The organism is Kribbella sp. NPDC049174, from assembly GCF_043197365.1.
Classification (GTDB): domain Bacteria; phylum Actinomycetota; class Actinomycetes; order Propionibacteriales; family Kribbellaceae; genus Kribbella.
The window spans coordinates 216,918-243,410 of the sequence record NZ_JBICSZ010000004.1 but is presented as its reverse complement, the minus strand read 5'-3'; the positions used below and the strand labels follow the sequence as shown (position 1 = coordinate 243,410).

At 68.1% G+C, this 26,493-nt stretch carries 28 protein-coding genes and 1 riboswitch; of the genes, 17 read left to right on the top strand and 11 right to left on the bottom strand.

What is annotated here, in order from left to right; translation table 11 throughout:
* Window positions 1-99: 99 nt before the first annotated feature.
* Complete coding sequence (serA, locus tag ACGFIF_RS23240; RefSeq protein ID WP_393157179.1) at window positions 100-1,698, top strand: phosphoglycerate dehydrogenase; 1,599 nt, start codon at window positions 100-102, stop codon at window positions 1,696-1,698.
* Window positions 1,699-1,796: 98 nt separating this feature from the next.
* On the opposite strand, the gene ACGFIF_RS23235 is transcribed toward serA, so the two are convergent.
* Window positions 1,797-2,363, bottom strand: a complete 567-nt coding sequence (locus tag ACGFIF_RS23235; protein WP_393157177.1) for an O-methyltransferase — start codon at window positions 2,361-2,363, stop codon at window positions 1,797-1,799.
* A gap of 179 nt (window positions 2,364-2,542) precedes the next feature.
* Between ACGFIF_RS23235 and ACGFIF_RS23230 the strand changes: the two genes are divergently transcribed.
* From ACGFIF_RS23230 to ACGFIF_RS23220, 3 genes are all read left to right on the top strand, one after another.
* Window positions 2,543-2,698 (top strand): hypothetical protein, encoded by a 156-nt coding sequence (locus tag ACGFIF_RS23230; protein WP_393157175.1) that lies wholly within the window; start codon window positions 2,543-2,545, stop codon window positions 2,696-2,698.
* Window positions 2,695-3,744, top strand: a complete 1,050-nt coding sequence (locus tag ACGFIF_RS23225) for a 3-isopropylmalate dehydrogenase (protein WP_393157174.1) — start codon at window positions 2,695-2,697, stop codon at window positions 3,742-3,744. The genes ACGFIF_RS23230 and ACGFIF_RS23225 overlap by 4 nt, the downstream gene beginning before the upstream one ends.
* A gap of 127 nt (window positions 3,745-3,871) precedes the next feature.
* Window positions 3,872-4,963 carry a branched-chain amino acid aminotransferase gene (locus ACGFIF_RS23220; RefSeq protein WP_393157173.1) on the top strand — a complete coding sequence of 364 codons (1,092 nt, stop codon included), beginning with the start codon at window positions 3,872-3,874 and terminating at the stop codon, window positions 4,961-4,963.
* A gap of 30 nt (window positions 4,964-4,993) precedes the next feature.
* On the opposite strand, the gene ACGFIF_RS23215 is transcribed toward ACGFIF_RS23220, so the two are convergent.
* Complete coding sequence (locus tag ACGFIF_RS23215; RefSeq protein WP_393157172.1) at window positions 4,994-5,488, bottom strand: hypothetical protein; 495 nt, start codon at window positions 5,486-5,488, stop codon at window positions 4,994-4,996.
* A 104-nt stretch (window positions 5,489-5,592) separates the two neighbouring features.
* On the opposite strand from ACGFIF_RS23215, the gene ACGFIF_RS23210 reads away from it, so the two are divergent.
* The 6 genes from ACGFIF_RS23210 to ACGFIF_RS23185 all read left to right on the top strand — a co-directional run bounded on the left by ACGFIF_RS23210 (window position 5,593) and on the right by ACGFIF_RS23185 (window position 9,913).
* Window positions 5,593-5,991: a hypothetical protein gene (locus ACGFIF_RS23210; RefSeq protein WP_393157170.1), complete on the top strand. Its 399-nt coding sequence runs from the start codon at window positions 5,593-5,595 to the stop codon at window positions 5,989-5,991.
* Window positions 5,992-6,255: 264 nt separating this feature from the next.
* The gene (gene cimA / locus ACGFIF_RS23205) at window positions 6,256-7,845 is read left to right on the top strand and encodes a citramalate synthase (RefSeq protein WP_393157169.1); all 1,590 of its coding nucleotides are present in this window, start codon (window positions 6,256-6,258) and stop codon (window positions 7,843-7,845) included.
* The gene (locus ACGFIF_RS23200) at window positions 7,842-8,078 is read left to right on the top strand and encodes a hypothetical protein (protein ID WP_393157167.1); all 237 of its coding nucleotides are present in this window, start codon (window positions 7,842-7,844) and stop codon (window positions 8,076-8,078) included. The genes cimA and ACGFIF_RS23200 overlap by 4 nt, the downstream gene beginning before the upstream one ends.
* A 42-nt stretch (window positions 8,079-8,120) precedes the next feature.
* Window positions 8,121-8,252: a hypothetical protein gene (locus ACGFIF_RS23195; RefSeq protein WP_393157166.1), complete on the top strand. Its 132-nt coding sequence runs from the start codon at window positions 8,121-8,123 to the stop codon at window positions 8,250-8,252.
* Window positions 8,249-8,683, top strand: a complete 435-nt coding sequence (locus ACGFIF_RS23190; protein WP_393157165.1) for an MFS transporter — start codon at window positions 8,249-8,251, stop codon at window positions 8,681-8,683. Before ACGFIF_RS23195 ends, ACGFIF_RS23190 begins: the two co-directional genes overlap by 4 nt.
* A gap of 48 nt (window positions 8,684-8,731) precedes the next feature.
* Complete coding sequence (locus tag ACGFIF_RS23185; RefSeq protein ID WP_393157164.1) at window positions 8,732-9,913, top strand: alginate lyase family protein; 1,182 nt, start codon at window positions 8,732-8,734, stop codon at window positions 9,911-9,913.
* Between the two features lie 47 nt (window positions 9,914-9,960).
* On the opposite strand, the gene ACGFIF_RS23180 is transcribed toward ACGFIF_RS23185, so the two are convergent.
* The 4 genes from ACGFIF_RS23180 to ACGFIF_RS23165 form a co-directional block, all read right to left on the bottom strand.
* Complete coding sequence (locus ACGFIF_RS23180) at window positions 9,961-11,055, bottom strand: ribonucleotide-diphosphate reductase subunit beta (RefSeq protein ID WP_393157662.1); 1,095 nt, start codon at window positions 11,053-11,055, stop codon at window positions 9,961-9,963.
* Window positions 11,016-13,904 carry a ribonucleoside-diphosphate reductase subunit alpha gene (locus ACGFIF_RS23175; RefSeq protein WP_393157163.1) on the bottom strand — a complete coding sequence of 963 codons (2,889 nt, stop codon included), beginning with the start codon at window positions 13,902-13,904 and terminating at the stop codon, window positions 11,016-11,018. Before ACGFIF_RS23175 ends, ACGFIF_RS23180 begins: the two co-directional genes overlap by 40 nt.
* Before the next feature lie 135 nt (window positions 13,905-14,039).
* Window positions 14,040-14,193, bottom strand: a riboswitch (cobalamin riboswitch).
* A gap of 60 nt (window positions 14,194-14,253) precedes the next feature.
* Window positions 14,254-14,835, bottom strand: coding sequence for a DinB family protein (locus ACGFIF_RS23170; RefSeq protein WP_393157162.1), 582 nt, complete (start codon window positions 14,833-14,835; stop codon window positions 14,254-14,256).
* Between the two features lie 80 nt (window positions 14,836-14,915).
* Complete coding sequence (locus ACGFIF_RS23165) at window positions 14,916-16,190, bottom strand: Fic family protein (RefSeq protein WP_393157161.1); 1,275 nt, start codon at window positions 16,188-16,190, stop codon at window positions 14,916-14,918.
* A gap of 183 nt (window positions 16,191-16,373) precedes the next feature.
* On the opposite strand from ACGFIF_RS23165, the gene ACGFIF_RS23160 reads away from it, so the two are divergent.
* The 3 genes from ACGFIF_RS23160 to ACGFIF_RS23150 all read left to right on the top strand — a co-directional run bounded on the left by ACGFIF_RS23160 (window position 16,374) and on the right by ACGFIF_RS23150 (window position 18,476).
* Complete coding sequence (locus ACGFIF_RS23160) at window positions 16,374-16,880, top strand: FxLYD domain-containing protein (RefSeq protein ID WP_393157160.1); 507 nt, start codon at window positions 16,374-16,376, stop codon at window positions 16,878-16,880.
* Between the two features lie 61 nt (window positions 16,881-16,941).
* The gene (locus ACGFIF_RS23155; RefSeq protein WP_393157158.1) at window positions 16,942-17,844 is read left to right on the top strand and encodes a class I SAM-dependent methyltransferase; all 903 of its coding nucleotides are present in this window, start codon (window positions 16,942-16,944) and stop codon (window positions 17,842-17,844) included.
* On the top strand, window positions 17,841-18,476 hold the full coding sequence (locus ACGFIF_RS23150; protein ID WP_393157156.1) for a class I SAM-dependent methyltransferase: 636 nt from the start codon (window positions 17,841-17,843) through the stop codon (window positions 18,474-18,476). The genes ACGFIF_RS23155 and ACGFIF_RS23150 overlap by 4 nt, the downstream gene beginning before the upstream one ends.
* 16 nt (window positions 18,477-18,492) lie before the next feature.
* Here ACGFIF_RS23150 and ACGFIF_RS23145 read toward each other — a convergent pair whose 3' ends face one another.
* Window positions 18,493-18,990 carry a MarR family winged helix-turn-helix transcriptional regulator gene (locus tag ACGFIF_RS23145; RefSeq protein WP_393157154.1) on the bottom strand — a complete coding sequence of 166 codons (498 nt, stop codon included), beginning with the start codon at window positions 18,988-18,990 and terminating at the stop codon, window positions 18,493-18,495.
* Between the two features lie 88 nt (window positions 18,991-19,078).
* On the opposite strand from ACGFIF_RS23145, the gene ACGFIF_RS23140 reads away from it, so the two are divergent.
* Window positions 19,079-19,723, top strand: coding sequence for a hypothetical protein (locus ACGFIF_RS23140; protein ID WP_393157152.1), 645 nt, complete (start codon window positions 19,079-19,081; stop codon window positions 19,721-19,723).
* On the opposite strand, the gene ACGFIF_RS23135 is transcribed toward ACGFIF_RS23140, so the two are convergent.
* Genes ACGFIF_RS23135 through ACGFIF_RS23120 form a run of 4 tightly spaced genes read right to left on the bottom strand, consistent with a single transcriptional unit; the run spans window position 19,679 to window position 23,149 of the window.
* Window positions 19,679-19,876, bottom strand: coding sequence for a hypothetical protein (locus ACGFIF_RS23135; protein ID WP_393157150.1), 198 nt, complete (start codon window positions 19,874-19,876; stop codon window positions 19,679-19,681). The two genes, ACGFIF_RS23140 and ACGFIF_RS23135, sit on opposite strands and share 45 nt — an antisense overlap.
* Before the next feature lie 9 nt (window positions 19,877-19,885).
* Entirely contained in the window at window positions 19,886-21,796 is a 1,911-nt protein-coding gene (locus ACGFIF_RS23130) for a potassium transporter Kup (protein WP_393157149.1), read from the bottom strand.
* 16 nt (window positions 21,797-21,812) lie between these two features.
* Window positions 21,813-22,664 carry a 3-methyladenine DNA glycosylase gene (locus ACGFIF_RS23125; RefSeq protein WP_393157147.1) on the bottom strand — a complete coding sequence of 284 codons (852 nt, stop codon included), beginning with the start codon at window positions 22,662-22,664 and terminating at the stop codon, window positions 21,813-21,815.
* Window positions 22,661-23,149, bottom strand: coding sequence for a GNAT family N-acetyltransferase (locus ACGFIF_RS23120; RefSeq protein ID WP_393157146.1), 489 nt, complete (start codon window positions 23,147-23,149; stop codon window positions 22,661-22,663). Before ACGFIF_RS23120 ends, ACGFIF_RS23125 begins: the two co-directional genes overlap by 4 nt.
* A 41-nt stretch (window positions 23,150-23,190) precedes the next feature.
* Between ACGFIF_RS23120 and ACGFIF_RS23115 the strand changes: the two genes are divergently transcribed.
* Genes ACGFIF_RS23115 through ACGFIF_RS23105 form a run of 3 tightly spaced genes read left to right on the top strand, consistent with a single transcriptional unit; the run spans window position 23,191 to window position 26,427 of the window.
* Complete coding sequence (locus ACGFIF_RS23115; RefSeq protein WP_393157144.1) at window positions 23,191-23,979, top strand: fumarylacetoacetate hydrolase family protein; 789 nt, start codon at window positions 23,191-23,193, stop codon at window positions 23,977-23,979.
* Window positions 23,972-25,507 (top strand): glutamate--tRNA ligase, encoded by a 1,536-nt coding sequence (gene gltX, locus ACGFIF_RS23110; RefSeq protein ID WP_393157142.1) that lies wholly within the window; start codon window positions 23,972-23,974, stop codon window positions 25,505-25,507. The genes ACGFIF_RS23115 and gltX overlap by 8 nt, the downstream gene beginning before the upstream one ends.
* Complete coding sequence (locus ACGFIF_RS23105) at window positions 25,507-26,427, top strand: CPBP family intramembrane glutamic endopeptidase (RefSeq protein ID WP_393157141.1); 921 nt, start codon at window positions 25,507-25,509, stop codon at window positions 26,425-26,427. Before gltX ends, ACGFIF_RS23105 begins: the two co-directional genes overlap by 1 nt.
* Window positions 26,428-26,493 lie beyond the last annotated feature (66 nt).

Here is a 26,493-nt window from a genome sequence, read left to right as displayed (position 1 = left end):
GGGTGGGTACCTGGAGCGACGAGGTACTATCAGTGACAGCGGGCACAGCGCGGTGCTCTGACTTTCGAGCCCCTACCGCTTCTGCAGGAGACTTCTCCCATGACTGACGCAACCAGGCCCGTCGTCCTGATCGCCGAAGAGCTCAGCCCGGCCACCGTCGAGGCGCTCGGCCCCGATTTCGAGATCCGGCACGCCAACGGCGCCGACCGCGCCGAGCTGATCCCAGCCATCGCCGATGTCGACGCCATCCTGATCCGCAGCGCCACCAAGGTGGACGCCGAGGCCCTGGCCGCCGCCAAGCGGCTCAAGGTCGTCGCCCGGGCCGGTGTCGGCCTGGACAACGTGGACGTGAAGGCCGCCACCCAGGCGGGCGTGATGGTGGTCAACGCGCCGACCTCCAACATCGTCAGCGCCGCCGAGCTCGCGGTCGCGCTGCTGCTGGCCGCCGCGCGCCGTGTCCCGGCCGCCGATCTGTCGCTGAAGAACGGCGAGTGGAAGCGCAGCAAGTACTCCGGGGTCGAGCTGTTCGAGAAGACCGTCGGCATCGTCGGCCTGGGCAAGATCGGCGTCCTGGTCGCGCAGCGGCTGGCCGCCTTCGGCATGAACGTGATCGCCTACGACCCGTACGTGCAGGCCGGCCGGGCCGCGCAGATGGGCGTCCGGCTCGCCACCCTCGACGAACTGCTGTCGGTCAGTGACTTCATCTCCGTGCACCTGCCGAAGACCCCGGAGACGATCGGCCTGATCGGCGACGAGCAGCTGCACAAGGTCAAGCCCGAGGTCATCATCGTCAACGCGGCCCGCGGCGGCATCGTCGACGAGCAGGCGCTCTACACCGCGCTCAAGGAGGGCCGGGTGGCCGGCGCCGGCCTGGACGTGTTCGCGACCGAGCCGTGCACCGACTCGCCGCTGTTCGAGTTCGAGAACGTGGTCGCCACCCCGCACCTGGGCGCCTCCACCGACGAGGCGCAGGAGAAGGCCGGTATCGCGGTCGCGAAGTCGGTCCGGCTCGCCCTGTCCGGTGAGCTGGTCCCGGACGCGGTCAACGTCCAGGGCGGTGTCATCGCCGAGGACGTCCGGCCGGGGATCGCGCTGACCGAGAAGCTCGGCCGCATCTTCACCGCGCTGGCCGGCGGCGTCGCGCAGCAGCTCGACGTCGAGGTCCGCGGCGAGATCACCCAATACGACGTGAAGGTGCTCGAGCTGGCCGCGCTGAAGGGCGTGTTCGCCGATGTGGTCGAGGACAACGTCTCCTACGTGAACGCCCCGCTGCTGGCGGCCGAGCGCGGCCTCGAGGTCCGTCTCGTCACCGACCACGACAGCCCGGAGCACCGCAACCTGATCACCCTGCGCGGCACCCTCGCCGACGGTGCCCAGGTGTCGGTGAGCGGCACGCTGGTCGGCGTCCGGCAGTCCGAGCGGCTGGTCGAGGTCGACGGGTTCGACGTCGAGATCGAGCTGTCCGCGCACCTGGCCTTCCTCACCTACGAGGACCGGCCGGGCATCGTCGGCCAGATCGGCCGCATCCTCGGCGACGCGGATGTGAACATCGCCGGCATGCAGGTCAGCCGGGACCGCAAGGGCGGCAAGGCGCTGGTCGCGCTGGCCGTCGACTCCGCGATCGCGACCGGTGTCCTGGACGACATCTCGTCGGCGGTGCAGGCGGACACCGCCCGTACCGTGGACCTGGAAGCCTGATTCAGTCCAACGACTGCTTTACTGGAGGCAGTCAGCCGCCCGCAGGCGCATGGCGGCTGGCCAGGGCCCGAGTCCCATGACTCGGGCCCGCCTTCGTTCTAGCGGCGGGTTGCCAGCAGGACGGCGGCGTCCGGCGCGACCATCACCTCGACGGTGGTGAAGCGCTGGTCCATCAGCCACTCCTGCCGCAGCGTGTCGACCCGGCCCTCGTACATCGGCGGCCAAACCGCGGACGGCGTGAAGTCGTCCAGTACGACGAAGCCGCCGGGCTCGATCACGTCGGCGATGATGTCGCGGGCGGACAGCTTCGCCTCGCGGGCGTCGACGAACAGCAGGGCGAACGGGCCACGCTCGATCAGTGCGGTCCAGTCGGCCGAGACGACCTCGATCCGCTCGTCGTCGGCGAACAGCTCCGCCACCACCTTGGCCAGCTGCGGGTCGCTCTCCGCGGTGACGATCCGGGTGTTGTCTCCGGCGCCGCTGCGCAACCAGGCCGAGCCGACGCCGCAGCCGGTGCCGAGTTCGCCGAGCAACCCCGTCCGCGACGCGGCGAGAGTGGCGAGCAACCGGCCGGTTTCGTTCCGGGTCGAGCTGACGAATCCGCGCCGGCCGGACAGGCTGAGGGCCGCTGAGACCAGCGGCGGCAGTTCTGGAGGAGCACTCACCGGCTGAGAGTCGCACAGCATCGGTCCAGTCCCAGCACCGACATCTCACATTCCGGGACAAGCTGCCCGCATAGTGGTGAAATAGTCGGACGTCAGAGTAAATTCGGGCCCATCATGCCGCCCGCGCCGTCGGTCGTTCCGGCGGTTGACGCGACCCACCGGAGTGCAGCATGTATGACATGTACCCAGCCAACTGGCCCGCGATCGATGCCCGGGAGCGGAAGGCGGCCCGGCGCCGCCGTCCGGCCCGGCGTACCACCGGCACCGCACCCGAGGCCAGAGCGGCGCAGGAAGCCATCAACCGTCTCTACAACGGGGGAGAACCCAAGAAGTGAGCACCGACAAGACCTTCACGCTGGCCGTCGTCCCCGGTGACGGGATCGGACCCGAGGTGACCACCGAGGCGCTGAAGGTGCTCGACGCGGTCGCCGCGCAGCACGGCGTGACGTTCGAGCGGACCGAGTACGACCTGGGCGCGAAGCGCTGGCACGCGACCGGCGAGACGCTGCCGGACGCCGAGTTGGACAGCATCCGCTCCCACGACGCGATCCTGCTCGGTGCGATCGGCGACCCGACGGTCCCGTCCGGCACGCTCGAGCGCGGTCTGCTGCTGAAGCTCCGGTTCACCCTCGACCACTACGTCAACCTGCGCCCGTCGAAGATCTACCCGTCCGTCGGCTCCCCGCTGGCGAACCCGGGCGAGGTCGACTTCGTCGTCGTCCGCGAGGGCACCGAGGGCCCGTACGTCGGCAACGGCGGCGCGCTCCGGGTCGGTACGCCGGCCGAGATCGCCACCGAGGTGTCGGTCAACACGGCGTACGGCGTGGAGCGGGTGGTCCGGGACGCGTTCGCGCGGGCCCTGGCACGGCCGCGCAAGAAGCTCACCCTGGTGCACAAGAACAACGTGCTCGTGTACGCCGGTCACCTGTGGAAGCGGACCGTTGACGCGGTGGCGAACGAGTTCCCCGAGATCACGGTGGACTACCTGCACGTGGACGCGGCGACCATCTTCCTGGTCACCGACCCGGCCCGCTTCGACGTGATCGTCACCGACAACCTGTTCGGCGACATCATCACCGACCTGGCCGCCGCGATCAGCGGTGGGATCGGGCTGGCCGCCAGCGCCAACATCAACCCGGACCGGACCGCGCCGAGCATGTTCGAGCCGGTGCACGGCTCCGCCCCGGACATCGCCGGCCAGCAGAAGGCCGACCCGACCGCCGCGATCCTGTCCGCTGCGCTGCTGTGCGACCACCTCGGCCTGACCGAGGCCGCGGCCGCGATCGAGGCGGCCGTCACGGCCGATATCGAGGAGCGGACCGGCGCCGCCCGGACCACCGCAGAGATCGGCGACGCGATCGCCAAGCGCGCCCTGGGCTGAAAGGCGGACTCTCGCATGACCACTTGGCCAAGAGGTACGGTGCGGCTATGAGCGAGCGTAGCGAGCGACCAAGAAACACTGCCGCCCACGGCGCTCATGCCAGAACCGAGCGTAGCGAGGTGGCGGCATGAGCGCCGATCTGCAGTTCACCGTTGAGCCAACCACCCAACCGGCCAGCGACGACCAGCGCGCCGAGATCCTGGCGAACCCGGGATTCGGGCAGAAGTTCTCCGACCACATGGCGATCGCCACCTGGACCAAGGAGAACGGCTGGCACGACGCGAGGATCACCGCCTACGGTCCGCTGGAGCTGTCTCCGGCCACCGCGGTGTTCCACTACGCCCAGACCATCTTCGAGGGGATGAAGGCCTACCGGCATCCCGACGACTCGATCCACATGTTCCGCCCCGAGGCCAACGCGGCCCGGTTCGCCCGGTCCGCGCACCGGCTCGCGCTGCCGGAGCTGCCCGAGGCGGCCTTCCTGGACTCGCTGCGCAAGCTGGTCGAGATCGACCGGGCCTGGGTGCCCGGCGGGGGCGAGACGTCGCTGTACCTGCGGCCGTTCATGTTCGGCTCGGACCCGTTCCTCGGTGTCCGCCCGTCGGCCCACGTCACGTACTGCGCCATCGCCTCGCCGGCCGGCTCCTACTTCGCGAACGGCGTCAAACCGGTCCGGATCTGGCTGAGCGAGGAGTACACCCGGGCCGCCCCCGGCGGCACCGGTGCGGCTAAGACGGGCGGCAACTACGCTTCGTCACTGCTCGCCCAGGCCGAGGCCATCGAGCAGGGCTGCGACCAGGTCGCCTTCCTCGACGCGGTGGAGAAGAAGTGGGTCGAGGAGCTCGGCGGGATGAACCTGTACTTCGTCCTCGACGACAACTCCGTGGTCACCCCGGAGCTGTCCGGCACCATCCTCGAGGGCGTCACCCGGGACTCGATCCTGAAGCTGGTCACCGACCTCGGGCACCACGTGACCGAGCGGAAGATCTCGATCGACGAGTGGCGTGACGGCGCCGCCTCCGGCAGGATCCGCGAGGTGTTCGCCTGCGGCACGGCCGCGGTGATCACCCCGGTCGCGTCGCTGAAGTGGAAGGACGGCGAGGTCCAGGTGGCCGACGGCAACGGCGGCCCGGTCACCGCCGCCGTCCGCAGCGCCCTCCTCGATGTCCAGTACGGCCGCGCCGCCGACACGCACAACTGGATGACCCGCGTCTGCTGATCCGCTGACCCTGCGACGACCCGCTCCGCGTCAGGAGCGGGTCGTCGTCCGTGCGACGCCGGCCAGGACGATCGCCAGCAACCAGATGCCGAGGGCAACCGCCGGCGCGCCGCTCCAGTCGATGACCTGGCTGCCGCGCGCCTCGGGCTGATTCACCACGATCACGAACGTCGCGACCAGCCCGCCGATCCCGGCGACCAGCGCGTACGGCGTCTCCGTCGGCACCACCAGCAACGCCAGCGCCAGCAGCAGATACACCAGGAACAGAAACGTGCCCAGGGCACCCATCGGCGAGTCGGCACCCGGTGTCAGCCCGAACAGGCTCATCCCGCTGTAGATCCGGCCCGATCGTCCGCTCTCGATCCGCGTGATCAGCCAGGTCGGCGCGAGCAGCACAAGCAGCGACAACCCCATCGCGAACCCCATCAGCCGAAACTGCACCCGCTTCAGCTCCCCCGTCGGCCGGAACAACGCCGTACGCACATCATCCTCGAACGCGTCCCGGCGGTGGGCCTCGTCAGTCACTGGTGGTTCCCTTCTCAAGCAGTCGTTTTCACAGGATCTTTTCAGGTCTGGGGTGTGGACCGACGGTCGCTGTCCACAGGTGGGTTTCGGTAGGGTCGGGGCCCATGAGCAGCTTCCCGGACGACGTCGAGGCCTACTACGCAGAGCTCGCCGAGCGGCGTGGGTGGTCGCGGGAGACAGTGGCCGCGATCCGGTCGACCGTGGAGCTGATCCGGGATCTCGATCGCGGTACCGCGCCGCGCACGTACGGCGCGCTGGCCGACGACGGGGGCACCGACTGGCTGTACGAGGCGGTCTGGCACGAGCGCGAATGGGTGGTGATCCGCCAGCTCGGCGCGGCCGAGGACGGCACCCTGACCCGGTACTGGTGGCAGCGTCTCGAGGACGATGAGGGCATGCTCACAGACCAGGCCCTGGACCGGGACGAATGGGGTCTGCGCCCGCTCAGCCGGGAGGACTTCTACACCGCGTGGGACGATCCGGGCTGGTCGCTCACCGCGTAGAACCTGGACTGTGCGGGCCCCCGCAGTACTGAATGTTCGTGATTCGAGACGTTTCCGCCACCCCGTGGACATGTTGTGGCAGACTGCGAAATGTCATGAAGAACTACCGGGTCATTATTCTCTAGGCGCGCTCAGCAGCAGTACCTGAGCGCGCAGACCTCTCGCACCTTGCGGGAGGTTTTTTGTTTGCCCCAGTCAAGTGCCAGCCAAGAACCCAGTCCCGTACCTCGTAGTGAAGACCGCCAGCCCCCCGGAAGGCCGACCATGAGCATCTCGGACGATTTCCACGTCTACGACACGACTCTGCGCGACGGTGCCCAGCAGGAGGGGCTGGCGCTGTCCGTGCCCGACAAGATCGCCATCGCGCAGCACCTGGACGACTTGGGGGTCGGCTTCATCGAGGGTGGCTGGCCGGGGGCGGTGCCGAAGGACACCGAGTTCTTCGAGCGGGCGCGGACCGAACTGCACCTGCGGAACGCGACGTTCGCGGCCTTCGGCGCGACCTGCAAGCCGGAGACCGCCGCCGCCGACGACCAGCAGGTCGCCGCGCTGCGGGAGTCCGGCGCCTCCGTCGTCACACTCGTTGCCAAGAGCCACGATGCCCATGTCGAACGCGCGCTGCGGACGACGCTCGACGAGAACCTCCGGATGGTCGCCGATACGGTCCGCCATCTGCGCGAGAGCGGTCAGCGGGTCTTCCTCGACACCGAGCACTTCTTCGACGGCTACCGGGCCAACCGCGCCTACGCCCTGGAGGTAGTACGGGTAGCCGCCGAGGCCGGCGCCGACGTGGTCGCGTTGTGCGACACCAACGGCGGGACGTTGCCGCGGGAGCTGCAGGACATCGTCCGCGATGTCCTCGAATCGACCGGAGCCCGGCTCGGCATCCACTGTCACAACGACGCCGGCTGCGCGGTGGCGAACTCGATCGCCGCCGTCGAGGCCGGCGTCACGCACGTCCAGGGCACCATCAACGGGTACGGCGAACGGACCGGGAACGCGGACCTGCTCGCGATCGTCGCCAACCTCGAACTGAAGCGGGAACTGAAACTGCTCCCGGCCGGCAAGCTGGCCGAGTCGTTCCGGATCGCGCACGCGATCGCCGAAGTGACGAACGTGCCGCCGTCGACCCGGCAGCCGTACGTCGGTGTGTCCGCCTTCGCCCACAAGGCGGGGCTGCACGCCAGTGCCATCAAGGTGGATCCCGACCTCTACCAGCACACGGATCCGGCCCGGGTGGGCAACGACATGCGGATGCTCGTCTCCGAGATGGCCGGCCGGGCCAGCGTCGAGCTGAAGGGCCGCGAACTCGGCTTCGACCTCGGCAACGACCGCGAACTGGTCAGCCGGGTGACCGACCGGGTCAAGGAGATGGAGGCCCGCGGGTACACCTTCGAGGCGGCCGACGCGTCGTTCGAGCTGCTGCTCACCGAGGAGGTCACCGGTCAGCGGGCCAGCTTCTTCGACGTCGAGTCGTGGCGGGTGATCACCGAGTCGCGCGCCGACGGCGAGGCGGTCTCGGAGTCGACGGTGAAGCTGGTCGCGGCCGGCGAGCGGGAGATCGTCACCGGTGAGGGCAACGGCCCGGTGAACGCCCTCGACCACGCGCTCCGGACCGCGATCGAGCGCGCGTACCCGGTGGTGAACAAGTTCGAGCTGGTCGACTACAAGGTCCGCATCCTCGACCAGGGCCACGGCACCGACGCGGTGATCAGAGTCCTGATCGAGACCGCGGACGGCGAGGGCTCCTGGGTGACGGTCGGGGTCGGCCACAACATCGTCGAGGCGTCCTGGGAAGCCCTCGTCGACGGGTTTACCTACGGCCTGCTCCGCCACAAGGAGGTGGCCCGATGAGCCTCCTCGCGGTCGAACGAACCGTCACCGTCTTCACCGCGCAGGTGGTCGAGACCGAGGGCATGCTCGCGCGCATCGCCGTCATGCTGAACCCGTACGACGTGCGCGAACTCGCGCTGTCTCTCGACGACGGGTCACTGCGCATCACGGTCGAGGGCGACGGCTTCGACGCCGGCCGGGTCGCCGCCCGCCTGGAGAAGGTCATCGGCGTCCTGGACGTCGACTACAGCTGAAGTCAGGCAGCTTGCCGCAACCCGATCCAAGGTGATCGACGCGTGCGGCAGGAGTGGCTCGCTCGCGCGTTGCAGGATCGCTGCACCGAGGCCGAGCGGCAGACCCTGATCAAAGCCCTCGCGATCCTCGACGACGCGATCGAGACAGCCGGCGTGGTGGCGACCGGGCGGTGACCCAGGAGATCGAGGTATCCCGCCAGGCCCCGCCAGGTCGGTTCGATCGGCGGCTGATCGCGCCGATGGTCGTCGGGTCGATCCTCAACCCGATCAACTCGTCGATGCTCGCGGTGGCGCTGATCCCGATCGGTGCGGCCTTCGGCGTACCGCCGTCCGAGACGGCGTGGCTGATCACCGGGCTCTACCTGGCCACCGCGGTGGGTCAGCCGGTGATCGGCCGACTGGTCGACCTGTACGGACCACGGCCGCTCTGCCTGATCGGTACGGCGGTTGTCGGTGTCGCCGATCTGCTCGGTGCGCTGGCCCCGACGCTCGGGGTGCTCATCCTGTCCCGCGTCCTGCTCGGATTCGGCACGTCGGCGGCGTACCCGGCGTCGATGTCGCTGATCCGACGCTCGCCCGTGAATTCAGCCAAGAAGGTTTACTAATACATCCGGCGTGGGTAGCTTCCTGCCATCCGCTCACAGGAGGCAGCCATGAGGCGACTGCACCGCCCACTCCTCGTCACTCTCGTCATCGCGGCGGCACTGGTGCCTGCCGGTCCCGGCGCCGCCGCGCCACCTCCGAAGCCGGGTGCGTTCGCCCATCCCGGCGTACTCGTCGACAAGGCGCAACTCGACTTCGCCCGCCAGCAGGTCCAAGCGGGTGCTCAACCGCAGAAAGCGGCGTACGACGCGATGAAGGCGAGCACGTACGCCGCTCTGTCGTACACACCCAAACCCCGAGCCATCGTCGAGTGCGGCTCGAACTCCAACCCGAACAACGGTTGCTCCGACGAGCGCAACGACGCGCTCGCGGCCTACACCCACGCCCTGCTCTGGTACATCGACCGCGACGCTCGCCACGCCCAGAAGGCGATCGAGATCATGGACGCGTGGTCGGCGGTCCTGCAGGACCACACCAACTCGAACGCCCCGCTGCAGACCGGATGGTCCGGCGCCTCGTTCTCCCGGGCCGGCGAGCTGATCAAGCACACGTACGACGGCTCCTGGCCGCAGCGCGTCCGGTTCGAGAAGATGCTGCGCGACATCTACCTGCCCGAGGTCCGCAACGGCGCCGGCTGCAAGAACGGCAACTGGGAACTGATCATGACGGACGCCGCGATCGGCATCGCCGTCTTCCTGGACGACCGGGCCGCATTCGACAAGGCGATCAGCATCTGGCGCGGCCGGCTGCCTGGCTACATCTACCAGAAGAGCGACGGCTCGTTGCCCAAGGCGCCGACCACGTGCCCGATGGACACCCGCGAGGAGATCGTCGACTACTGGCAAGGCCAGTCCACCTTCTCCGACGGGCTCGCGCAGGAGACCTGCCGCGACTTCGGCCACACCGGCTGGGGGCTCACCGCCGCCACCCATGTCGCCGAAACGGCCTGGCATCAGGGCGTCAACCTGTACGCCGAGGCCAAGGACCGCCTGACCGACGGCTACTACTTCCACACGCGCCTCGAGAACGGGGCGCCGACACCACCCGACCTCTGCGGCGGCACCGTGAAACTCGGCCTCGGCGCGGTCACCGAGATCGTCTACAACCACTACCACAACCGGCTGGGCATGCCGATGCCCACGACGCTGCGCTACACCGAGAGCAAGCGCCCGGCCGGCGCCAACTACTTCTTCGCCTGGGAAACCCTGACCCACGCGAACAACCCGCGCTGACCGCTGGAGAGCCCCGGGCCCAGGCCCGGGGCTCTCCAGTTCGGTGGTCAGTCCCAGCTCAGCCCGCTGGACGACTGGTACTCGATCACGCGGGTCTCGAAGAAGTTCTTCTCCTTCTTCAGGTCCATCACCTCCGACATCCAGCCGAACGGGTTGCGGGTCTCGCCGAAGATCGGGGCGAGGCCGATCTGCTCGGCCCGGCGATCGGTGATGAAGTGCATGTACTGCTCGCACAGCTCCGCGGTCAGGCCGAGCATGCCGTTCGGCATCGTCGCGTGCCCGTAGGCCACCTCGAGCTCGCAAGCCTCGGTCAGCATCTGCCGCACCTCGCCCTGGAACTCAGGTGTCCACAGGTGCGGGTTCTCCTGCTTGATCTGGTTGATGCAGTCGATACCGAAGTTCAGGTGGATCGACTCGTCGCGCAGGATGTACTGGTACTGCTCGGCGATCCCGACCATCTTGTTCCGCCGGCCGAGCGACAGGATCTGCGCGAACCCGGTGTAGAACCACATCCCCTCGAACACCACGTAGAACGCGATCAGATCGCGCAGGAACGCGGTGTCGGACTCCGGCGTCCCGGTGCGGAAGTCCGGGTCCTCCAGATGCTGGGTGTACTTCAGCGCCCAGGCGTCCTTGTCCGAGATCGACGGCACCTCCCGGTACATGTTGAACAACTCACCCTCGTCGAGGCCGAGCGACGTACAGATGTACTGGAAGGTGTGCGTGTGCACGGCCTCCTCGAACGCCTGGCGCAGCAGGTACTGCCGGCACTCGGGGTTGGTCAGCTGCCGGTAGACGGCGAGGACGATGTTGTTCGCGACCAGCGACTCCGCGGTGGCGAAGAAGCCGAGGTTGCGCTTCAGCATCAGCCGCTCGTCCTCGGTGAGACCGTCGCGCGACTTCCACAGCGCGATGTCGGCCTGCATGGACACCTCGGTCGGCATCCAGTGGTTGTTGCACCCGGCAAGGTACTTGTCCCAGGCCCACCGGTACTTCAGCGGCAGCAACTGGTTGACGTCGGCCCGCGCGTTGATCATCGCCTTGTCGTCGACGTGAACCCGGTCCGCGCCGAGGGCGATTTCTCCCAATCCGGTCGTGGTGGTCACTGGCAGGCCTCGCAGTCGGGGTCGTCGAGGGAGCAGACGGCTCCGGTCGGTTCGGGCAGGGGAGCGGCGAGCGGGTCGGGCTGCGGCGCCGCGGCCGGCGACGGCACAGTGACGGGTACGGCGTTGAGCCGGCCGTCGGTGCCCTTCAGGGTGGACTTCTCCACGTGGGTCGCTGACTGGGAACGCAGGTAATAAGTCGTCTTGAGGCCATGACGCCATGCCGACCGGTAGAGCTCGTCCAGCGCCCGGCCCGACGGTGCGGACATGTAGAGGTTGAGCGACTGCGCCTGGTCGATCCACTTCTGCCGCCGCGACGCCGCCTTGATCAGCCACTGCGGGTCGATCTCGAACGCGGTCGCATACAGCTCGCGCAGGTCGGCCGGGATCCGCTCGATCCCGGCCAGGATGCCGTCGTGGTACTTCAGGTCCGACACCATCACCTGGTCCCACAGCCCGCGCGCCTTCAGGTCGGCGACCAGGTACGGGTTCGCCACGGTGAACTCGCCCGACATGTTCGACTTCACAAACAGGTTGCTGTACGTCGGCTCGATCGACTGGCTGACCCCGCAGATGTTGGAGATCGTCGCGGTCGGCGCGATCGCCATCACGTTGGAGTTGCGCATCCCGTCCCGCTCGACCTTGGCCCGCAGTGCGTCCCAGTCGAGCTGCTTGCCCTCGTCAACGATCATGTCTCCGTCCCGGGCGGTCCGGAGCAGCGCGAGCGAGTCGATCGGCAGGATGCCCCGGCTCCACAGTGAACCGTCGTACGTCGAGTAGCGGCCACGCTCGGCGGCGAGGTCGCTGGACGCCTCGATCGCGTGGTAGCTGATCTGCTCCATCGAGCTGTCCGCGAACGCGACAGCCTGGTCGGAGGAGTAGGGGATCCGCAGCGTGAACAACGCGTCGGCGAACCCCATCAAGCCGAGACCGACCGGGCGGTGCCGCTGGTTCGCGCGCTCGGACTCCGGGGTGGTGTAGAAGTTCACGTCGATGACGTTGTCGAGCATCCGCACCGCCGTCTTCACGGTGTCGCGGAGCAACTCGGCGTCGAGCCCGCCTTCGGTCAGATGCGCGACCAGGTTGACCGAACCGAGGTTGCAGACGGCCGTCTCGTCGACCGTGGTGTTGAGGGTGATCTCGGTGCACAGGTTCGACGAGTGGACCACGCCGTCGTGCTGCTGCGGTGACCGCAGGTTGCAGGCGTCCTTGAAGGTGATCCACGGATGGCCGGTCTCGAACAGTACGGTCAGCATCCGCCGCCACAACTCGACCGCCCGGACCCGCCGGAACACCTTGATCTCGCCACGGTCCGCCGCGTCCTCGTAACCACGGTAGGCCTCGGCGAAGGCAGCGCCGTACAGGTCGTGGAGGTCGGGAACCTCGTCGGGGGAGAAGAGGGTCCACTGGCCGTCCGCCGCGACCCGCTGCATGAACAGGTCGGGAACCCAGTTCGCCGTGTTCATGTCGTGGGTCCGGCGCCGCTCGTCGCCGGTGTTCTTACGGAGGTCGAGGAACTCCTCGATGTCGATGTGCCAGGTCTCCAGGTAGGCACAGACCGCGCCCTTGCGCTTTCCTCCCTGGTTGACTGCGACCGCCGTGTCGTTGGCGATCTTCAGGAACGGTACGACGCCCTGCGACTCACCGTTGGTGCCGCGGATCTTGGCGCCGATACCGCGCACCGGGGTCCAGTCGTTGCCGAGGCCGCCGGAGTACTTGGCGAGCAGGGCGTTGTTGCGGATCTTGGTGAAGATGCCGGCCAGGTCGTCCTCGACGGTGGTGAGGAAGCACGACGACAGTTGCGGCCGGGTGGTGCCGGAGTTGAACAGCGTCGGCGTCGACGACATGAAGCGGAACGAGCTGAGCAGCTCGTAGAACTGGATCGCCCGTGCCTCCCGGTCGTCCTCGCGCAGCGCCATCCCCATCGCCACCCGGAGGAAGAACGCCTGCGGCAGCTCGTACCGGACCTTGTCGATGTGCAGCAGATAGCGGTCGTAGAGGGTCTGCAGGCCGAGGAACGCGAAGTCGAGATCCCGCTCGGGCCGGATCGCCGCCGCGAGCCTGGTCAGGTCGAAGTCGGCCAGCTCCGGGTCGAGCTGACCGGCCTCGATCCCGGTCCGGACGTACTCCGGGAAGTACGCCGGGTACGCCGCGGTCATGTCGGCCTGGCTGGCCTGACGCGGCTCACCGTGGACCCGGCCGAGCGTCTCGCGGCGGATCTGGTCCAGCAGCAGGCGGGACGCGGCGAAGCTGTACTGCGGCTCGGTCTCCACGTAGCTCCGGGCGGCCATCACCAGCGCGAGCTCCACCTCGTGCTGCGCGATGCCGTCGTAGCAGGAGCCGAGCGTCTCGTCGAGGATCAGCTCGGGATCGACGGAGTCGAGGCCGTCGGCCGCCTCGGCGACGATCACGCGCAGGCGGTCGACATCCAGCGGCGCGGTGCTGCCGTCGGCCGCGCGGACGCTGATCGCGGGCTTCTCGGTGACGCCGGCGGGGTCGGCGGGCGTGCGGGCCTTGGTGCGCTCCTCGCGGTAGAGGACGTACGCGCGGGCGACCTGGTGCTCACCGGCGCGCATCAGCGCCAGCTCGACCTGGTCCTGGATGTCCTCGACCTGGACGCTGCGACGGGCATCACCTCGGCTGGTGAGGGCGTCGACGACCCGGCCGGTCAGGTCGGTCACGAGGTCCCGGACCCGGTGCGTGGCGCCGGCCTCGGCGCCCTCGACGGCAAGGAACGCCTTGGTCATGGCGACCGAGATCTTGGCTTGGTCGAACGCGGTGCTGCTGCCGTCGCGGCGGACGACGGTCAGTTGGCTGTGTTGATTGGCCGGGGCGGGTTGATCGGCCGGCACGGCAGCCGCCGATCGGGATGACGAAGCGATGGTCACAGATGCTCATTCCACGCGAGTTCGGAGGACCGTGGACGCTCGTGGAGAGGAAGCATGACGGGACAGCCAGCACCGGCCGGGATTGCTGCTGCCACGCCCTGCGACCCGCCCTCGAGGTCTCGGACCGCGTGCACCGGCGGTGCACGCGCCGGTGGCAGGTATCCGGACTCGCGGAAGGCTTCCGCTCACCGTTGCGGGGCAGCTCCGGAGTCGCACCGGATTCCCCTGTTGCCTCGGAACGGTCCGCCGTGTCAGCCGGCCGCTCCGAACCACCAGCAGTAGCGATGCTAGGTGGCCGGACCTAGATCTTGTGGTAGCGCCACGCCGCATGTCGCACATGTTGTGGTTCTCACGCGGCGGCCGCAGAAAGATCTTGTAGCGTCATGATCTCGGAGCCGTGGTGGATGAGCTCGCGGTTGAGGCGCAGGACGACGTGACCGAACGGCTCGCCGGCGTCGAGCTCGGTCGCCTGGCTGAGGCCGACGGTCATCACCTGATCCTCGTCCAGCGCGGCGATCGAGTCCTGCCAGGCGTCCACCCAGTGCGCCAGCCAGGCGACGGCGTCCCGCGCGTTGCCGTGCAGGGTGATGTCGGCACGCCCTTGGCGGCGCTCGCCGAAGGTCCACTCCCAGCGCTCGAAGAACTGCTCGGTCAGGTGCGCGATCAGCCACGCGATCGTGCGCGGCCCGCGGTGGTCGGGCTCATCGGGCCACTGGGCGACCCACTCCCCGGAGCCGAGTGACCGGAACCGGCCGGCGTAGTGGCGCCGGACGACGGTCAGCGCCTCGCCGCTCGGCTGCCAGAAGTACTGCTCGTCGGTCAGCTCGGCGAGCCGGCCGGACAACACCATCCAGCTGAAGCCGAGCTGGCCGCGGACCATCGCCATCGCCGATGGGCGGTACAGGATGTCCCAGTCGAACGGCTCCGGCATCACGTTTCCTCACGCTCCCCGTCGGATTTTGCGGCAAGATCGAACATGTGTTCGAATTATTGTCCGACGGGAGGAGAAAGTCAATGTGCACGGTGTGTCGGTTCTGGCCTCGACGGTACTGGTCTGGTAGGCGGTTCGATCCTGGTATCGGCCGCCGGGCTGGCGAACCGTCGTTCCAGCAGGGTGAAGGCGTCGATCAGTTCGGGCGCCTCGTAGACGCGGTTCCGGCGGCCGTCGGTGACCTCGCGCAGGATGCGCGCCTCGACCAAGCGAGCGAGCGCCTGGTTGGCGGCCTGTTGCGATCGGTCGATCAGCCGGGCCGCGCCGGCCAGGGTGAGTACGGGTGCGGCGGGGAGCGTGTCGATCAGCAGTTCCACGGCCGAGCCGGCCCGGACCGGTGCGGCACGCTCACGCCAGTCGGTCTTGAGATCGGCCGCGGCTCGTTCGAATCGGGCTGCCTCCGCGGTCGCATGACTGCAGGCGGCGGCGAACATGAGCAGCCACTGGTTGGCCGCCGTGCGGGCGCGCGGGCTGGTCGGCTTGCCAGTGTGCCTGAAGGCGGTGAGTGCTTCGACGTACTGGGTCGCGTGGGTTGCGAGCGACAGCGACACCGGCGGGACGGTCCGCTCGACCAGGCCCTCCGCACGCAGGATCAGGTGGATCAGCGCCCGGCCGGTCCGACCGTTGCCGTCGGCAAAGGGATGGATCGTCTCGAACTGTGCGTGCGCGATCGCGGTCTTCGCCAGCACCGGCAGGCGGGACTCGCGGACGAACGTCATCAGGTCGGTCAGGAGCTCGGGGATCAGCTGCGCCGGCGGTGGGACGTAGTACGCCTCGGCGGGGGAGCGGCCGCCGATCCAGTTCTGCAGGTAGCGGACCTCGCCGCCGAAGTCCGGGTTCGGCGAGTGCGTCATCAGCCGGCGGTGGGCCTCGAGCAGATGCCCGACCTCGAGTTTGTCGCCGGCCTGGACGGACTCGGTCACCCACGTCATCGCGTCGACCGCGCCGAGCACCTCTTCGGCGGTCACATCACGCTGCCGCTCCCGCAACACCTCCGCCTTCAGCAGTCGCCGCGCCCCGACCACCAACCCTTCGATCTGCGAGGACCCGACCGCCTCGGCCCGCAGCAGCAGTCGTGCCAGTGCCTCACTGTTCGTGAGTACGGCGGCGGTCGCATCAAGCCGACCGAGATCGCCGGCCGCATCCTCCAGCGCGGCCAGCACGTCGTCACTCAGGTCGAACACCCGGCCGACCAGCGGATCCGGGAAGTACAGCTCGTACGACCCGCCCAGCCGCTCCGCCCGGGTGAACCCGTCCGGATGCCCAGGCCACCGATGCAACTCCGCCCGCGCCATGATCAAATCCCTTCCTTGCTCAAGCTTACTCCATAACCTTGAACAAGGACCGATCCAGAGTGAGACCGAATCGTGATTACGGAGCGTCGCGAACCGGAGTAGAGTCACGCGGAGTAACGCGCCGGGGGAACGACCGACAGGTCGCGGCGCAGTTTCACCTGACCGTATTCCTAGGGGGGAATCGTGACGCAGTACCCGCAGCAGCAGCCTGCCCAATTTCAGCCGCCGATGGCTTATCCGCGGCTGCCGAAGAAGAAACACACGGTCCGGAACGTGTTTCTCGTTCTCCTGGTCATCTGTGTGCTCGGTGTCGGTGGATGTATGGCGTTCCTCGCCTCGGCCGGCAACGAACTGGTCAAGAGCGTGGAGGACTCGACCGCTCGCAGCGCACCGCAGGAAGTGAAGGTAGGAAAGGCGTTCTCGGTCGGCAAGCACCAGACGCTGGCCGGATGGACAGTGTCGAGCGAAGCCGGCATGTTCTCTGTCGCCGGCAAGGTCACGAACGTCAGCGACAGTACGTCCACCGCTTTCCTGCATTTCAAGTTCGTCAGCAAGAGCGGCGAGGTGCTGGGCAATGTCCAGTGCAACAGCAGCGACCTGGAGCCCGGTCAGACGCAGGTGCTGAACTGCGTCCCGGACGGTCAATTCAGCAAGGCCTACGCGAAGGTCACCGCGGAAGCCACGTTCTAGGCTGCGGCGCGGACCCCGTCGTACGCGGGGTCCGCGTGATGACTGTAGGTAAGGATCCGCGATGAGCATGAGCGCCGAGGTGTGGACCCGCGCTTGGGCAGACTGGGCGCTGACTCAACGCGGAGGAACGGAGGCGCCGGTGACGTTGGACGCGGACACACGGCAGATGGTGGCGGCCAATGAGGCGGACTGGGACGCTCGGGCGCCGTTACACGCGGCGAGTGGGTTCTACAGTCAGCCGGCCGAGTACTGGTTCGCCGACTACGAGTGGGAGGACCTCGGTCCGCTCGACGGTCGCGACGTACTGCATCTGCAGTGTCATCTCGGCACCGAGACGATCGCGTTCGCCCGACGCGGGGCGCGTGCGGTCGGTCTGGATCTGTCCGCGCGGTCGCTCGAGGAGGCTCGACGAATCGCGGCCGACGCCGGGCTCGACGTCGAGTACGTGCACGCCAATGTGTACGACGCGGTGGACGCGCTGCCGGGCCGTCAGTTCGATGTCGTCTACACCGGCAAGGGCGCGCTCTGCTATCTGCCCGATCTGCAGCAGTGGGCGAAGGTGGTCCGGGAGCTCCTCAAACCCGGCGGCGCCTTGTACATCGTCGAGTTCCACCCACTCCTCAACGCACTGCGTCCGGTCTCGCTCCCGGGTGAATCCGAGGACCTGACGATCCGCACCGACTACCTCGAAGGCCGCGGTCCGATCGCGCACGACTCAACTGTCACCTACACCGGTGACGAGGTGCCGGGACGCCAACGCAGCTACGAGTGGCGCCACGGTCTCGGCGAGCTCGTCACCACGCTCGCCGCCACGGGCTTCAGCATCACCACCCTGCGCGAATCCGAAGTCCTGCAGTGGCCGCGCTGGCCGTCGATGCAACAAACTCCCGAAGGCTGGTGGCGTCTCCCTGACGACGCACCCCGCGTCCCGCTCCTCTTCGCGCTGAAGGCCACGAAGTCGTGACGACTGACGGGCGGGCGCAGCGCGAGAGCGATCTGATCAGCTACTACACCAACGAGGTTCGCGACCGTCAGGATCGGGAGCTGCCGGACTCCAGGGTCCGGGTGCGTGCGGCGTACCTGCGCCACTTGGCCGCAGAAGGTCGACGCTCGGTGGTCGAGATCGGGTGCGGGCCTGGCCGCGACGGCGAAGCGTTCGCCGAGGCCGGGTTCGCTTATACCGGGGTCGATCTGGCTCCGGCCAGTGTCGAGGCTTGCCGGTCGCTCGGGCTGAATGCGCAGGTCGGCTCGGTGCTGGAGTTGCCGTTCGAGGATGCGACGTTCGAGGCGGGCTGGACGATGAGCACGCTGTTGCATGTCGCGGACGCGGATCTCGACCAGGCGTTGGCGGAGATCGTGCGGGTGCTGCGGCCGGGCGCTCCGGTGGGGATCGGCCTGTGGGGTGACGAGGTCGGCGGGGAACGGGTTTGGCAGGACGAGAGCGGATTCGGGCCGGGGCGATTCTTCAGTATCCGGACCGACAGCGTGATGCAGGAGGCTCTCGCACGGCACGGGACCGTCGAGCAATGGTTGTCGTGGCGTGATGGCGATGGCCCGATGCACTACCAGTGGGCGGTGCTGCGCACGCCGGCCTGAGCGTTCCGCCGTTGAGTCAGTCGGCGGATTTGCGGCGGGTGGCGTGCGGGCGGCCCTGGGTGCGGAGGGTTGTGGTCTCCGTCTGGGCGTGTTCGCGGCCTTGGCGGAGGAAGTCGAGCACGAACTCCAACTGGGCGTCGGAGTACGCCGAGACCTGCTCGGACCAGCGTTCGCCGATCGGTTCGTAGTACTGGGCGATGTCGGCGACCCGCTCGGGGACAACCTGTACGACGACGCGGCGGCGGTCGGCCGGGTCGGGTTCGCGGAGGACGTAACCGGCCCGTTCGAGCCGGTCGACCAGGCGGGTGACGGCGCCGGTGGTCATCCCCATCAGGTCGGCCAGTCGTCGTACCCCGGCCGGCCCGATCTCCAGCAGGGCGCCGATCGCGTGCACGTCGGTCAACGGCATCCCGAGTTGGTCGGCGACGGCGATCTGGAAGCGCGTCGCGGCCGAGATGTACCACGGCATCTCCTGGATCAGAGCGTCCAGCAGCTCGTCGCGGGTGCTCGCCATGGACCAAACCTACGGGTTCCCCTGAACCATCCCTGGTAACTGCTCCAAGCAGTAGCTGCTTCAAGCAGCAAAATGTTTGACTCCGATCATGACTCGACTGACGCCGTACTTCCTGGTGGTGCCGTTCAGTGCCCTGATCACCGGACTGTTCAACCTCGGCGAGTTCCTGCCGTGGCCGCTCGCGATCCTGCTCGGCGCGACCTGGGGATTCCTGGTCGGTCTGGTCGCCCGGCGGATCCGGCACCGACGGGCCGAGGACGCGATGATCGCGATCGGCGCGGCCGGGTTCGCGTTCGCCGGCTGCGGCGGGCTGATGGCGATCCTGCTGCTGAAGGGCGCGCTGGACAGTACGTCGCTCACCGGCGACGCGCTGGAGCAGATGTTCCTGCCGTCGATCCCGTACTACATCGCCGTCAACAGCATCCTCGAGATCCTCGTCATCCCACTGATCCTGTACGTCGGCTGGCGCCCGGGCCGGCGCCGGATCCTGATCGTGGCCGCGGCCGCCCTCTACTTCGCGATGCGCGTCTGGACCTACATCGCGTTCGTCCCGGCCCGTCTGGGCTGGGCCGACTCCGAGCACTCCACCCAGCCCCTGTCGCCGGCCGAACGTACGCAGGCCTTCGACGACCTGATGCTCAACGACCCGCGCTGGATCCTGTTGCTGGTGATGTTCGGCTTGCTGCTGCTAGCGGCGTTGCTGCGGCCCGCGGAACGCGACGTACAGCAGTGAGACGCCGGCGGCGGCGATGATCGGGCCGACGATGGCCCAGAAGCTGCTGCCGGTCATCGAACTGCCTTCGAGATAGCCGAGCCCCTGGAACGTGAAGATCGCCCCGGACACGGTGAGCAGCGCGCCGAGCGCGATCGCGACGATCTTCCCCATGCGAAGACCCTAGACGCTGATGTGCGATCCCATAATGACGACCCGGTCGCGCGGCAGGCCGAAGTACTCTGCCGCGTCGGCGGTGATACCCGAGGTGGCCACGAACAGGCGCTTGCGCCAGCGGGGCATATCCGGGGAGTCGCCGACCCGGAGCTCGATGGTGGACAGGAAGTACGACGTGTCGTCCAGGTCCACCGACAGCTCGGGACTCTGCTCGGCGGCCAGCCGCAGTGTCTCGGGGACGTTCGCGGTCTCCATGTATCCGTAGCGGGCGGTGACGTGGATGATGCCGTCGTCGACGTAGCCGAGATCGTCGACCACGATCCGGTTCTCCTCCTCGGCGTACGGCATCTGGAGCGTCTCGACCGAGAGGATCACCACCTGCTCGTGCAGGATGTGGTTGTGCTCGACGTTGGCGCGCATCGCCAGCGGGACGGTGGCGTCGCCCCGGTTGAGGAACACCGCCGTACCGGGGACCCGCCGGACCGGCCGCTCGTGCAACTCGTCGATGAAGACCCGCAGCGAGCCCTCCTTGGTCTCCCGCGTCCTGGTGACCAGTGCGCGTCCGCGCTGCCAGGTGGTGAGGACGGTGAACACCGTGATGCCGATCAGCAACGGCAGCCAGGCACCATGCGTGAGCTTGGTCAGGTTGGCGGCCAGGAAGAGCAGTTCCACGGTCAGGAAGACGGCGGCGCCGCCGATGACCACCCAGAGCGGCTTACCCCATTGGTGCCTGACGATGTAGAAGAACAGCAGCGTGGTGATGGTGACGGTCCCGGTGACCGCCATCCCGAACGCGTACGCGAGCGCCGCGGACGTCTGGAAAGCGAAGACGAGGGTGAGGACGGAGATCATCAGTGCCCAATTGACCCAGGGCACGTAGATCTGGCCGACGGTCTCCTCGGACGTGTGCTTGATCCGCAGCCGGGGCAGGTAGCCGAGCTGAACCGCCTGCCGGGCGACCGAGAACGCTCCAGTGATGACAGATTGGGACGCGATCACCGTCGCCGCCGTGGCCAGCAGCACCATCGGCAGCCGGCCCCAGTCCGGGACGAGCAGGAAGAACGGGCTGCTGAACGCGTTCGGGTCCTCGAGCACCAGAGCGCCCTGGCCGAGATAGCTGAGGATGCAGGCCGGGAAGACGAGGAACAGCCAGGCCCGGGTGATCGGAGACCGGCCGAAGTGACCGAGGTCGGCGTACAGGGCCTCGGCACCGGTGATCGCGAGGACGACGGCGGCGAGGGCGAAGAACGCGGTCGAGAAGTGACCGGTGAGGAAGCCGAGGGCGTACGTCGGCGACAGCGCCTTGAGGATCTCCGGATGCTTGGCGATCCCCGACACCCCACAGGCGCCGATCGCCAGGAACCACAGCACCATGACCGGTCCGAACGAGCGGCCGATCCGGGCCGTGCCCAGCCGCTGAGCGGCGAACAGGATGATGATGATCACCGCGGTGATCGGGACGATCAGATGCTCCAGCTCCGGTTGGACCACCTTGAGGCCCTCGACCGCGGACAGGACCGAGATGGCCGGGGTGATCATGCTGTCGCCGAAGAACAGCGAGGCACCGAAGATGCCGAGGGCCGCCAAGGTGTACTTGGCCCGTCTGCCGCCTGGCACGCTCCGGCCCCTGATCAGGGTGATCAGCGCGAAGATCCCGCCCTCGCCGTTGTTGTCGGCGCGCAGCACGAGCAGTACGTACTTGATCGTCACGATCAGCGTCACCGACCAGAAGATCAGCGAGATGATCCCGAACACGCTGTCCGTCGAGGCAGCCACCGGGTGCGGGTCCTCGGGATTGAAGACCGTCTGGATCGTGTAGATCGGGCTGGTGCCGATGTCGCCGAACACGACCCCGAGGGCCCCGACCATCAACGCCGCCTTGGCCGGGCTCCGGGTCCCCTGAGCATGGGTGGTCACGCTCGAATTCAACCACTCACTGGAGTAACTCCTCGCATAGTGCGACGAGTTGCAGCCGGAGTGGCCGGGCGCGGGTGGCGAAGGAGCGTTGGGCGGCGGCGTACTCCGCTTTGCCTGCCGGTGTTTCGATCAGCACAGGGGAGTAGCCCAGGCCGGACAGGTCGTACGGCGAGGCGCGCATGTCCAACGTGCGGATGTCGCGGGCCAGTTCGAAGCAGTCCAGCACCAGCGAGCTGGGAGTGAACGGCATCAGCTTGCAGGCCCACTTGTAGAGGTCCATGTTGGCGTGCAGGCAGCCGCCCTGTTCCAGCGCGGGCTGGGATTCACGGGTGGGCTGCAGAACGTTCAGCCCACGCGCCGGGGTGGTGAAGAAGCGGAAGGCATCGAAGTGCGAGCACGCGACCTTGTGCGACTCCACCACCGAATCGGTGCCCTCGGCACCTAGTCGCAACGGCCACTTCTGATGCCGTACGTCGTTCGTCCGGTAGGCCATCGCCCATTCGTGCAACCCGAAACAGCCGAACTGCGGCTGCCGATCCGCGGTCGCCGCCAGCAACCGGTGGATCCACTGAATGCTGTCGCGCCGGCGGACCGCTTCGGCCGGATCCAGGAAAGCCACTCCGTCGGCATACGTGTAGCCGCGGCGTCCGTCGTACTCGACAGCGTCCTGGAGGCGGATGCCGGGGCCGGGATGCCAGACGCGGAGCTGGTTGGGACGGGTGGGGTAGTAGGTGAAGAGGAAGTCCTCGACCGGGTGTGCTTCGCGCCGCTTCCGGCGGTCCAGGTGATCGGCGACCAGGGCGTCGGCACGCTCGGCATGGGACCGCTGCAGTGGTCCCCATTCGGTGGGCGAAAGTGTGACAGTCACAGGTCCAGGGCGAAGGCGTAGAGATCGACACCGGTGATGGGGGACCAGTCGCGTTCGGGCAGGCGGACGAAGCCGAGGCGCTCGTAGATGCGGTGCGCCGTCGTCATGTACGTCGCGCTACTCATCACCACGCGGCCCAGACCGAGCTCGCGGGAGCGCTCGATACAACGGACGGTCAGCGCCGTCCCGATCCCCAGGCCACGCGCACGGCTGGACACTCCGAGCATCCGGAACTCGCCCTCGTCGTCGAGACCGATCTCCCGATAGATCGAGCCGGGTGGGCAGTAAGTCACCGTCCCGAGCAGTTCGGCACCGTCGACCGCGACCCACACCTCTGCCTTGGCCGCCCGGTCCGCGGCGGCCCGCAGCGTCGACGCGTAGTCGGATCCCGCCGGCACGAACCCGTCGTACGCGTACGCCTCGACGGTCAGCTCGCCGACAGCGTCGTACTCGCCCGGAACGGCCAGGCGGATCTCAGAGGTCACCGGATAACTGTCTCATCCCACGCCGACGGTAGGCTCGGGCCGTGCGTATCGCCAGATTCTCCGTGGACGACGAACCGAAGTACGGCGTCGTCGAGACCGACGACCCCGAGGGACTCGTCGGTACCGTCTCCGTACTCGACTCGGACCCGCTCTACCGGCCGGTCCAGTTCACCGGGGAGAAGTTGCAACTGGCCGACGTCCGGCTGCTGGCGCCGGTGATCCCGCGCAGCAAGGTGGTCTGCGTCGGCCGCAACTACGCCGCGCACGCCGCGGAGCTGGGCAACGACGTCCCGGCCGAGCCGATGATCTTCCTGAAGCCGAACACCTCGGTGATCGGCCCGCGCGACGGCATCGTCTACCCCGAGCAGACCAACAACCTGCACTTCGAGGGCGAGCTGGCGATCGTGATCGGCCGGATCTGCCGCGACCTGCCCAAGGAGCGGGTCAACGAGGTGATCTTCGGCTACACGGTGGCCAACGACGTGACCGCGCGCGACCTGCAGAAGACCGACGGGCAGTGGGCCCGGGCCAAGGGGTACGACACGTTCTGCCCGCTCGGCCCGTGGATCACCACCGAGCTCGACGTGTCCGACCTGCGGGTCAGCACGGAGGTGAACGGCGAGCCGAAGCAGGACGGGCGGACCTCGCAGTTCATCTTCGGCATCGCGGAGGTGCTGGCCTACATCACCTCCTTCACCACGCTGCTGCCCGGCGACGTGGTGCTCACCGGCACCCCCGCGGGTGTCGGCCCGATGCTGCCCGGCGACGAGGTGTCGGTCAGCATCGAAGGAATCGGAACTCTGACGAACAAGGTGATCGTGCGTGACTGACAGGCCTGCCCCTACCGGCGATGATGTCCTCGGGGGCCTGGAACCAACCCAGGTGCGGCTGCGGTTCGCCCCCTCCCCGACGGGCCTCCTGCACGTCGGGAACATCCGTACAGCACTGTTCGCGTGGGCGTTCGCCCGGCACTTCGGCGGCAAGCTGGTCCTGCGGATCGAGGACACCGACACCGCCCGGAATACGCCGGAGGGCCTGCAGTTCACCCTCGAGTCGCTGCGCTGGCTGGGCATCGACTGGGACGAGGGCCCCGAGGTCGGCGGCAACCACGGCCCGTACCAGCAGTCCGAGCGGATGGACATCTATGCCGACGTGGTGGCGAAGCTGCTCGCCGCCGGCAAGGCGTACCACTGCTACTGCTCCCAGGAGGAGCTCGACCAGCGCCGCGAGGCAGCTCGCACCGCCGGCCAGCACAGCGGGTACGACGGCCACTGCCGCACCCTCACCGAGGACCAGGTCAAGGCGTACGTCGAGGAAGGCCGCCGGCCCGTGGTCCGGTTGCGGATGCCCGACCGCCCGATCGTGTTCGACGACCTGGTCCGTGGCGAGATCACCTTCCTGCCGGAGAACCTGGGCGACTACGTGCTGGTCCGTGCCAACGGTCACCCGCTCTACCCGTTGGTGAACCCGGTCGACGACGCGCTGATGGAGATCACCCACGTGCTGCGCGGCGAGGACCTGCTGCCGTCGACGCCGCGGCAGATCGCGCTCTACGAGGCACTCGCCGGGATCGGCGTCGGCAGCGGCCGAACCCCACGGTTCGGGCACCTGCCGTTCGTGATGGGCGAGGGCAACAAGAAGCTGTCCAAGCGCGACCCGAGCTCCAGCCTCGGTGAGTACATGGAGCGCGGCTTCCTGCCCGAGGGCCTGCTGAACTACCTGGCCCTGCTCGGCTGGTCGATCGCCGACGACCGCGACGTCTTCACCATGGCCGAGATGATCGAGGCCTTCGACATCCGCAAGGTGAACGCGAACGCGGCCCGGTTCGACCCGAAGAAGTGCGAGGCGATCAACGCGGCGCACATGCGGTTGCTGGACCCGGAGGAGTTCGGGCAGCGGATGATCCCGTTCCTGGCCCAGGCGGGCGTGCTGCCGGCCGAGCCGTCGGAGGACCAGCTCGCCGTGCTGCGGGCCGCCGTACCGCTGGTGCAGGAGCGGATGAACACGCTGTCGGAGTCGGTCGACATGCTGAGCTTCCTGTTCGTCGACGAGGACGCCTTCACACTCGACCCGGACGCGGCCGGCAAGGTGCTGACCGGCGACGCGGGTGCTGTCCTGGAGGCGTCGGTCAAGGCGCTGGGCGATGTCGACTGGACCACCGAGGCGATCGAGGCGGCGTTGCGTACGTCGCTCGTCGAAGGGCTCGGCCTGAAGCCGAAGAACGCGTTCGGCCCGGTCCGGGTGGCGATCTCCGGACGCCGGATCTCGCCGCCGCTGTTCGAGTCGCTGGAGCTGCTGGGCCGCGAGAAGTCGCTGCACCGGCTCGAGCAGGCCCGCGCGTCGCTACTGGCTGACTGATGTCGAAAGAGGTCAAAGAGGCGGGACCGCAGCTCTACCACCGGTTGCTGCGGAACCCGTCGACCCCGAGCGGGTACGTGGTCCTCGGGGCGTTCACGATCTTCGCCGGCTGGATCTTCACCAGCCTGGTGATCCTGACCGTCCAGCAGGGCATCCGGAAGGACCCCGAGGGGACCGTCTCCTGGTTCGGGCTGCTGGCGACGAACCTGTCGCTGATCGTGCTGATCCCGTTGAGCATGCTGGTCGCCCAGAAGCTCAACCGGCAGACGCCGGGGCTGTTGTCCTCGGTGGTCGGCAGGCTGCGGTGGCGGTCGCTGGGCTGGTTCGCGGTGGCCGCCGTACTGCTCGAGCTGCTGATGCTCGGCGTCATCCAGCTCGGCGGGGTCGAGTTGCTGGGCGACGGGAACGGCGGCATCGCACCGGATGCGGCCGCGGTGATCGCGGTCACGCTGCTCACGTCGACGTTCCAGGCGGCGGGGGAGGAGTACTTCTTCCGCGGCTACCTGTTGCAGGCGGTCGGCGCGCTGGTGCGGAGCTCCGTGGTGGCGGTGCTCGTCACCACGGTGCTGTTCACGATGGCGCACGGGATCTGGCCGTGGGAGAGCCCGGCGTTGTTCCTGGACCGGTTCGCGTTCGGGTTGGTGGCCGGCTTCCTCGTCGTACGCACCGGTGGTCTGGAGGCGTCGATCGCGGCGCACGCGGCGAACAACGTGGTGACGTTCGTGTTCGCGGCGTTGACCGACAGCGTGGGTGACAGTCTGGGCGCCGACGACGCGCCGTGGTCGTTGGTGGCGGTCGACGTGACCAAGTTCGTGGCATTCGGTCTGGTCGCGTTGTGGCTGGCGCGGCGGTTCAAGTTGGCGACCGTCTGCGACCTGCCGCTGACCCCTGCTCCGCTGCCCGGCAAGAGACTGGTGTGACGGGAGTGACAACCCGCCGGGGGGACCCCGTTTTGGTGTCCGGGCCCTTGCTCGGGTACTCTCTTC

Excerpts from the sequence above, each read along its gene's own strand:
- serA (WP_393157179.1), top strand. The coding sequence starts at position 100 with ATGACTGACGCAACCAGGCCCGTCGTCCTGATCGCCGAAGAGCTCAGC.
- ACGFIF_RS23230 (WP_393157175.1), top strand. The coding sequence starts at position 2,543 with ATGTACCCAGCCAACTGGCCCGCGATCGATGCCCGGGAGCGGAAGGCG.
- ACGFIF_RS23220 (WP_393157173.1), top strand. The coding sequence starts at position 3,872 with ATGAGCGCCGATCTGCAGTTCACCGTTGAGCCAACCACCCAACCGGCC.
- ACGFIF_RS23210 (WP_393157170.1), top strand. The coding sequence starts at position 5,593 with ATGAGCAGCTTCCCGGACGACGTCGAGGCCTACTACGCAGAGCTCGCC.
- cimA (WP_393157169.1), top strand. The coding sequence starts at position 6,256 with ATGAGCATCTCGGACGATTTCCACGTCTACGACACGACTCTGCGCGAC.
- ACGFIF_RS23200 (WP_393157167.1), top strand. The coding sequence starts at position 7,842 with ATGAGCCTCCTCGCGGTCGAACGAACCGTCACCGTCTTCACCGCGCAG.
- ACGFIF_RS23185 (WP_393157164.1), top strand. The coding sequence starts at position 8,732 with ATGAGGCGACTGCACCGCCCACTCCTCGTCACTCTCGTCATCGCGGCG.
- ACGFIF_RS23170 (WP_393157162.1), bottom strand. The coding sequence starts at position 14,835 with ATGCCGGAGCCGTTCGACTGGGACATCCTGTACCGCCCATCGGCGATG.
- ACGFIF_RS23165 (WP_393157161.1), bottom strand. The coding sequence starts at position 16,190 with ATGGCGCGGGCGGAGTTGCATCGGTGGCCTGGGCATCCGGACGGGTTC.
- ACGFIF_RS23155 (WP_393157158.1), top strand. The coding sequence starts at position 16,942 with ATGAGCATGAGCGCCGAGGTGTGGACCCGCGCTTGGGCAGACTGGGCG.
- ACGFIF_RS23145 (WP_393157154.1), bottom strand. The coding sequence starts at position 18,990 with ATGGCGAGCACCCGCGACGAGCTGCTGGACGCTCTGATCCAGGAGATG.
- ACGFIF_RS23140 (WP_393157152.1), top strand. The coding sequence starts at position 19,079 with ATGACTCGACTGACGCCGTACTTCCTGGTGGTGCCGTTCAGTGCCCTG.
- ACGFIF_RS23135 (WP_393157150.1), bottom strand. The coding sequence starts at position 19,876 with ATGGGGAAGATCGTCGCGATCGCGCTCGGCGCGCTGCTCACCGTGTCC.
- ACGFIF_RS23105 (WP_393157141.1), top strand. The coding sequence starts at position 25,507 with ATGTCGAAAGAGGTCAAAGAGGCGGGACCGCAGCTCTACCACCGGTTG.